General features: G+C 72.6%; 8 protein-coding genes and 1 riboswitch. Of the genes, 7 read left to right on the top strand and 1 reads right to left on the bottom strand.

Annotated elements, in window-relative coordinates; all coding sequences use genetic code 11:
* Both VFO68_RS08380 and VFO68_RS08375 read left to right on the top strand, forming a co-directional pair.
* Positions 1 to 1,516 (top strand): class I tRNA ligase family protein (locus VFO68_RS08380; RefSeq protein WP_325157611.1); only part of this gene is annotated, 1,516 nt, incomplete at its 5' end.
* Positions 1,517 to 1,644: 128 nt separating this feature from the next.
* Positions 1,645 to 2,013 carry a nitroreductase family deazaflavin-dependent oxidoreductase gene (locus tag VFO68_RS08375; protein ID WP_325157610.1) on the top strand — a complete coding sequence of 123 codons (369 nt, stop codon included), beginning with the start codon at positions 1,645 to 1,647 and terminating at the stop codon, positions 2,011 to 2,013.
* Here the strand turns inward: VFO68_RS08375 and VFO68_RS08370 are convergent.
* A complete protein-coding gene (locus VFO68_RS08370; RefSeq protein WP_325157609.1) occupies positions 1,957 to 2,499 on the bottom strand; it encodes an SRPBCC family protein in 543 nt (180 codons plus the stop codon). The genes VFO68_RS08375 and VFO68_RS08370 overlap by 57 nt on opposite strands.
* Before the next feature lie 50 nt (positions 2,500 to 2,549).
* Between VFO68_RS08370 and VFO68_RS08365 the strand changes: the two genes are divergently transcribed.
* From VFO68_RS08365 to VFO68_RS08345, 5 genes are all read left to right on the top strand, one after another.
* The gene (locus VFO68_RS08365; protein ID WP_325157608.1) at positions 2,550 to 3,140 is read left to right on the top strand and encodes a TetR/AcrR family transcriptional regulator; all 591 of its coding nucleotides are present in this window, start codon (positions 2,550 to 2,552) and stop codon (positions 3,138 to 3,140) included.
* Positions 3,140 to 3,442, top strand: coding sequence for a DUF167 domain-containing protein (locus VFO68_RS08360; RefSeq protein ID WP_325157607.1), 303 nt, complete (start codon positions 3,140 to 3,142; stop codon positions 3,440 to 3,442). Before VFO68_RS08365 ends, VFO68_RS08360 begins: the two co-directional genes overlap by 1 nt.
* A complete protein-coding gene (locus tag VFO68_RS08355; RefSeq protein ID WP_325157606.1) occupies positions 3,439 to 4,917 on the top strand; it encodes a potassium/proton antiporter in 1,479 nt (492 codons plus the stop codon). Before VFO68_RS08360 ends, VFO68_RS08355 begins: the two co-directional genes overlap by 4 nt.
* Before the next feature lie 14 nt (positions 4,918 to 4,931).
* On the top strand, positions 4,932 to 5,357 hold the full coding sequence (locus tag VFO68_RS08350) for an MmcQ/YjbR family DNA-binding protein (RefSeq protein WP_325157605.1): 426 nt from the start codon (positions 4,932 to 4,934) through the stop codon (positions 5,355 to 5,357).
* Positions 5,350 to 5,466: riboswitch (SAM riboswitch) on the top strand. Its footprint overlaps the gene before it by 8 nt.
* A 33-nt stretch (positions 5,467 to 5,499) precedes the next feature.
* A partial coding sequence (locus VFO68_RS08345; protein WP_325157604.1) for an aminotransferase class V-fold PLP-dependent enzyme occupies positions 5,500 to 5,870 on the top strand: 371 nt, incomplete at its 3' end.

The following is a 5,870-nucleotide window of genomic DNA, read 5'->3' as shown; positions in this document are numbered from 1 at the left end:
CTGGTTCGAGTCCGGCTCGATGCCGTTCGCCCAGGTGCATTACCCGTTCGAGAACGCCGACTGGTTCGAGCACCACTACCCGGGCGACTTCATCGTCGAGTACAACGGCCAGACCCGCGGCTGGTTCTACACGCTGCACGTCCTGGCCACGGCGCTGTTCGACCGGCCGGCCTTCCGCAACTGCGTGGCGCACGGGATCGTGCTCGGCGACGACGGGCAGAAGATGTCCAAGTCGCGCGGGAACTACCCGAACGTCAACGAGGTGTTCGACCGGGACGGCTCGGATGCCATGCGCTGGTTCCTGATGGCTTCGCCGATCCTGCGCGGCGGTGACCTGGTGGTGACCGAGCGCGGCATCCGCGACGCGGTGCGCCAGGCGGTGCTGCCGCTGTGGAACAGCTGGTACTTCCTGGCCCTGTACGCCAATGCCGAGGGCCGGCCCGGCCGGTGGCGCACGGACTCCCCACACGTGCTGGACCGCTACGTGCTGGCCAAGACCCACGATCTGGTGCGGTCGGTGACGACGGCCCTGGACGGGTACGACGTGCCGGGCGCCTGCGCGATCATGCGGGAGTTCCTCGAGGTGCTCACGAACTGGTACGTGCGGCGCTCGCGGGACCGGTTCTGGGCTGGCGACGCCGACGCGATCGACACCCTGCACACGGTGCTGGAGGTGGTCAGCCGGGTGGGCGCGCCGCTGCTGCCGCTGACCACCGAGGCGGTGTGGCGCGGGCTGACCGGTGAGCGGTCGGTGCACCTGGCCGACTGGCCGGGCGCGGGCGACCTGCCGGCCGATGACGCGCTGGTGTCGGGCATGGACCGGGTCCGCCAGGTGTGCTCGGCCGCGTTGTCGCTGCGCAAGTCGGCCAAGCTGCGGGTCCGGCTGCCGCTGGCGAAGCTGGTGGTCGCCGCCGAGGACGCCCCGGTGCTCGACCCGTTCGTGCCGCTGGTCGCCGACGAGGTGAACGTCAAGGCGGTGGAGCTGACCACGGAGGTGGCCGAGCACGGCCATTTCGAGCTGGTGGTCAACGCCCGCGCCGCGGGGCCTCGGCTGGGCGGTGACGTGCAGAAGGTGATCCGGGCGGTGAAGGCCGGGGAGTGGACCACCGGCGCGGACGGCACCGTGAGCGCGGCCGGGATCACGTTGCTGCCCGGCGAGTACGAGCGCCGGCTGGTGGCCACCGACCGCGGCGCGACGACCGAGCTGCCGGGCGGTTCCGGGCTGGTCGTGCTGGACACCGAGGTGACCCCCGAACTGGCCGCCGAGGGCCTGGCCCGGGACCTGATCCGGGTGGTCCAGCAGGCCCGGCGGGCGGCGGGCCTGGACGTCTCCGACCGGATCACGCTGACCGTCGACGCCCCGGACGAGGTGGTGGCCGCCGCCCGGACGCACGAGGCGTTCCTGGCCTCGGAGACGCTGGCCGACGAGGTCCGCTACGGTCCGGCCGACGGCTTCGCGGGCTCGGTCGGCGACGGTGTGCCGGTCCGGGTGATGGTGCGCAATCGACAGGGGTGACCCGATCGGCGAAGCCCGCGCGCATCGAGGCCGCGAGGATGGAGCGCAGTCGACATGGGTGACCCGATCGGCGAAGCCCGCGCGCGTCGAGGCCGCGAGGATGGAGCGCCGGCGCGGATAATGGCCGCATGGCATGGTCACGTGGGTTGGCGCGGTTCAACAAGAAGGTGACCAACCGGGTCCAGGGGCTCTGGGCGCCGTACCTCCCGCCCTGGGCGATGATCGTCCACAGGGGACGGAGGTCCGGGCGGGAGTATCGCACTCCGGTGCTGGCCAGGCGATCCGGTGAGTCGCTCGAGGTGGTGCTGTTCTACGGCGAGCGGGCCGACTGGGTCCGCAACGTGCTGGCTGCCGGCGGCGCCGGGGTGGTGCGCAAGGGCCGCACGGCCGACCTGGTGGAGCCGCGGGTGGTCGACTCGACCGACCCGGGGCTCAGCCGCTCAACGCGCCGGGTCGCCGGGCGCAACCGGCGGGTGCTGGTGGTCGGGCTGCGCTGAGCGCCGGGTCCGGCCCAGCCGGCGCAGCAGCCGCACCCAGGGCGACCACCGGGCGCGGTGCCGGGGCGGGTGGCCGAGCGAGTCGGCGGTGTGGTCGAGCAGGTCCTCCAGGCACGCGTCGTGCAGCCAGCGCAGCGCTACCGGCCAGATGACCCGCCCGAGGCCGCGTGGCCGGGCGAGGATCACGTGCCGCAGCACGCTGGAGTCCGGCTGCCGGCCGTCCCGGATGCTGAACGTGTGCGTGCCCTTGACCACCGGGACCGTGAAGCTGAACTCGACCCGGTGTCCCGGCTGGTAGGCGGTGCACCGGTAGCGGATCGGCCCGTGCCCGCCGTCGGCTCCGGCGTCCAGCGGGCGGTCCAGGATCATCGGCGGCCAGTGCCGTACCGGCCACAGTGGACTGTCGGGCCCGGCGACCTGGTCCAGCAGTTCGCCCAGGCGGGCCGCCGGCACGGGGTACTCCCGCTCGTGCACGTTGTATATCACGAACCATACGGTACCGTATGGTTTGTTGACCTACGGTACCGTATGGACACATGGGGACCAGGACCGGGGTCAAACGGCTGACCAGGGACGACTGGACCGCGGCAGCGTTGGCGGCGCTGGCCGACGGTGGGCTCGTGGCGGTCGCGATCGAACCGCTCGCGGCCCGGCTCGGCACCACCAAAGGCAGCGCCTACTGGCACTTTCCCAACCGGGACGCCCTGGTGCGGGCCACCCTGGAGCGCTGGGAACGCGAGCACACCGACGCGGTGATCGAGATGATCGAGGCCGACCGGGGCACGCCCACCGACCGGTTGCGCCGGCTGTTCCGCACCGTGCTGGACACCCGGCAGGAGGCGCGGGTCGAGTTGGCGCTGCTCGCCTCGGCGGAGGATCCGCTGGTCATGGCGATCGTGCGGCGGGTCACCGAGCGGCGGCTGAGCTACCTGGCGGCGTTGTTCGGCCAGTTGGGGCTCACCCCGGCCCAGGCCCGGCGGCGTGCCGCACTGGCCCACTCGATCTACCTCGGCCAGGCCCACATGATCCGCGCCACCCCGGACCTGATCGCGCGGTCGCCCGGGGCGCGCCGGGCCCATGTCGAGGACTCCCTGCGAACCATGACGGTGCCGCCCGGCGAGCCGTGATGGGCGGTTACCGGTTCGCGGTTCGGGTACGTCCGGGTGCGGGGCGCACCACGGTCGGCGGGCGCTGGCCGGCGGCCACGGGCGACGCGCTGATCGTCGTGGTGTCCGCGCCGGCCGTGGACGGCCGGGCCAACGAGGCGGTGCGCCGCGCGCTGGCCGAGGCGTTCGGGGTGCGCCGGGCGCAGGTCGCGATCGTGCGCGGGGAACGGAGCCGGGACAAGTTGATCGCCGTGGACATCGAGCCGGACCGGGCGGAACGGGCGTTGGCGGCGTTGCTCGCGAACCGCGAGGACCAGTCGTGACGGAGCTGACCACAGCGGCCGGTATCGGCGCGGCGGTGCTGCTGGTGGCGGTGCTGCTGGTGCGGGTGACGAGCCGGCTGGGGTTGCCGGCCTTGTTGATCTACCTTGCGATCGGCGTCGGCATCGGCGAGGCCGGGCTGGGCATCAGGTTCGACAACGCCGAGCTGACCCAGGCGCTCGGGCTGGCCGCGCTGGTGATGATCCTCACCGAGGGTGGGCTCACCACACGCTGGTCGGAGGTGCGGCCCTCGCTGGGGCTGGGCATCGCACTGTCCACAGTGGGCGTCGTGGTCAGCATCGGGATCACCGGTGCGGCGCTGCACTTCCTGCTCGGGTTCGACTGGCAGCTGGCGTTCTTGTGGGGTGCGGTGCTGGCGCCGACCGACGCCGCGGCCGTGTTCAGTGTGCTGCGCCGGATCGGGGTGGGCCGTGGTCTGGTCGGCGCCCTGGAGCTGGAGTCCGGGTTCAACGACGCGCCCTGCTACATCGCGGTGGTGCTGCTGGCGTCGGGCAGCGCGCTCGACTGGACCCTGCCGCTGGTGGTGCTCTACGAGCTGATCGCCGGCGCGGTGCTCGGGTTGGTGTTCGGCTGGATCGGCGTGCTGGCGTTGCGGCGGGCGGCGTTGCCGGCCACCGGGTTGTATCCGCTGGCCACCGTGGCGGTGTGCGTGGCGGCGTTCTCCTGTGGCCAGTTGGCGCACGCGTCCGGACTCCTGGCCACCTACGTCGCCGCGCTGCTGCTCGGCAACTCCCGGCTGCCGCACCGGTCCGACACGCTGTCGTTCGCCGAGGGTCTGGGCTGGCTGTCCCAGATCGGGCTGTTCGTGCTGCTGGGCCTGTACTCCTCGCCGGGCCGGCTGCTGGAGTCGATCGTGCCCGGGCTGGTCGCCGCGGCCGTCGTGACGCTGCTGGCCCGGCCGCTGTCCGTGCTGGCCTCCGCCGGGCCGTTCCGGATGCCGTTGGGGGAGCAGGTGTTCCTGTCCTGGGCCGGGTTGCGCGGCGCGGTGCCGATCGTGCTGGCGCTGATCCCGCTCACCTCCGGCGTCGACGGTTCCCGCCAGCTCGTCGACGCGGTGTTCGTGCTGGTGATCGTGCTGACCCTGGTGCAGGGCGGCACCCTGGCGGTGCTCGCTCGGGCGCTGGGCCTGAACCGGGGCGCGGAGTCGGTCGAGCTGCAGGTCGACGCCGCGCCGCTGGACGAGTTGGGCGCCGAGCTGTTGCAGGTGCGCATCCCGTCCGGTTCCAAGCTGCACGGCGTGTACCTGTCCGAGCTGCGGCTGCCCCCCGGTGCGCTGGTCAGCCTGGTCGCCCGCAACGGCAGCGGCTTCACCCCGGATCACACCACCCGCCTGCAGGAAGGCGACGAGATCCTCGTCGTCACCACCGAGCAGGTCCGCACCGCGACCGAACGCCGCATCCGCGCCGTGGACCGCGCCGGCCGCTACGCCCGCTGGCGCGGCGAGACCGGCAACTGACGTAACCTGCCGGCATGGCGGCAAGATCGCGCCGGGCGCGGGTGGCGGACGTGCACGAGCTGGCCTCGGGCATGCCGCACGTCACGGTCGTGCACGGCTCCGGCGGCAACCCGGTCTACCAGGTCGGGCGCAAGTCGTTCGTGTTCTTCCGTACTCCGCGGCCGGATGCGTTCGATCCCGAGACCGGCGAGCGGTACCCGGACGTGATCGTGTTCTGGGTGCCGTCCGAGTCCGACAAGCAGGCCCTGGTTCAGGACGAGGGATCACCGTTCTTCACGACGCCGCATTTCAACGGCCACCCCTCGGTGCTGGTCCGGGCCAGCCGGATCGGGGAGCTCACCCTGCGGGAGCTCACCGAGGTCGTGCAGGACGCCTGGCTGTCGCAAGCCTCGAGAAGCCGGGCCGCCGCCTGGTTGGCTACAATGGGGACAAGGTCATGAGTGCCAGCGCATAGCCCCGGCTTGCTGGCCGGCAACCCTCCAACCGCGGTGGGGTGCCCCGGGTGAGGACCTGGCCCTCCGCGAGGTGCGGGTTGGGCAAGCGCGGGCCCTCCGGGTCCGATGTGGACCGTTGGAGGCCACCATGACCCTCACCGCTGTCGATCTGTCCACTGCCGCGCTGCCGGGGGTGACCGGGGCGACGCTTCGGGTTCCGCTCGTGGACGGCTCGCGCCGGGAGTACGCCAACCTCGATCACGCGGCCAGCGCACCCTGCCTGGCGGCGGTGCGCGACGCGGTGGACGAGTTGCTGCCGTGGTACGCGAGCGTGCACCGGGGGGCCGGGTTCGCCTCGCAGGTCTGCACCCGGGTGTACGAGCAGGCGCGGGACGTGCTGCGGCGGTTCGTGGGGGCGCACCGGGGGGACAGCGTGATCTTCACCCGGAACACGACCGATGCGCTGAACCTGCTGGCCCGGGCGGTGCCCCGGGGGACCGCGGTGGTGCTGTTCGACAC

The organism is Actinophytocola sp. (assembly GCF_035712165.1).
Lineage (GTDB): Bacteria > Actinomycetota > Actinomycetes > Mycobacteriales > Pseudonocardiaceae > DASYTH01.
Note: the sequence above shows the minus strand (reverse complement) of the source record. Positions and strands in the feature narration are given on the sequence as shown.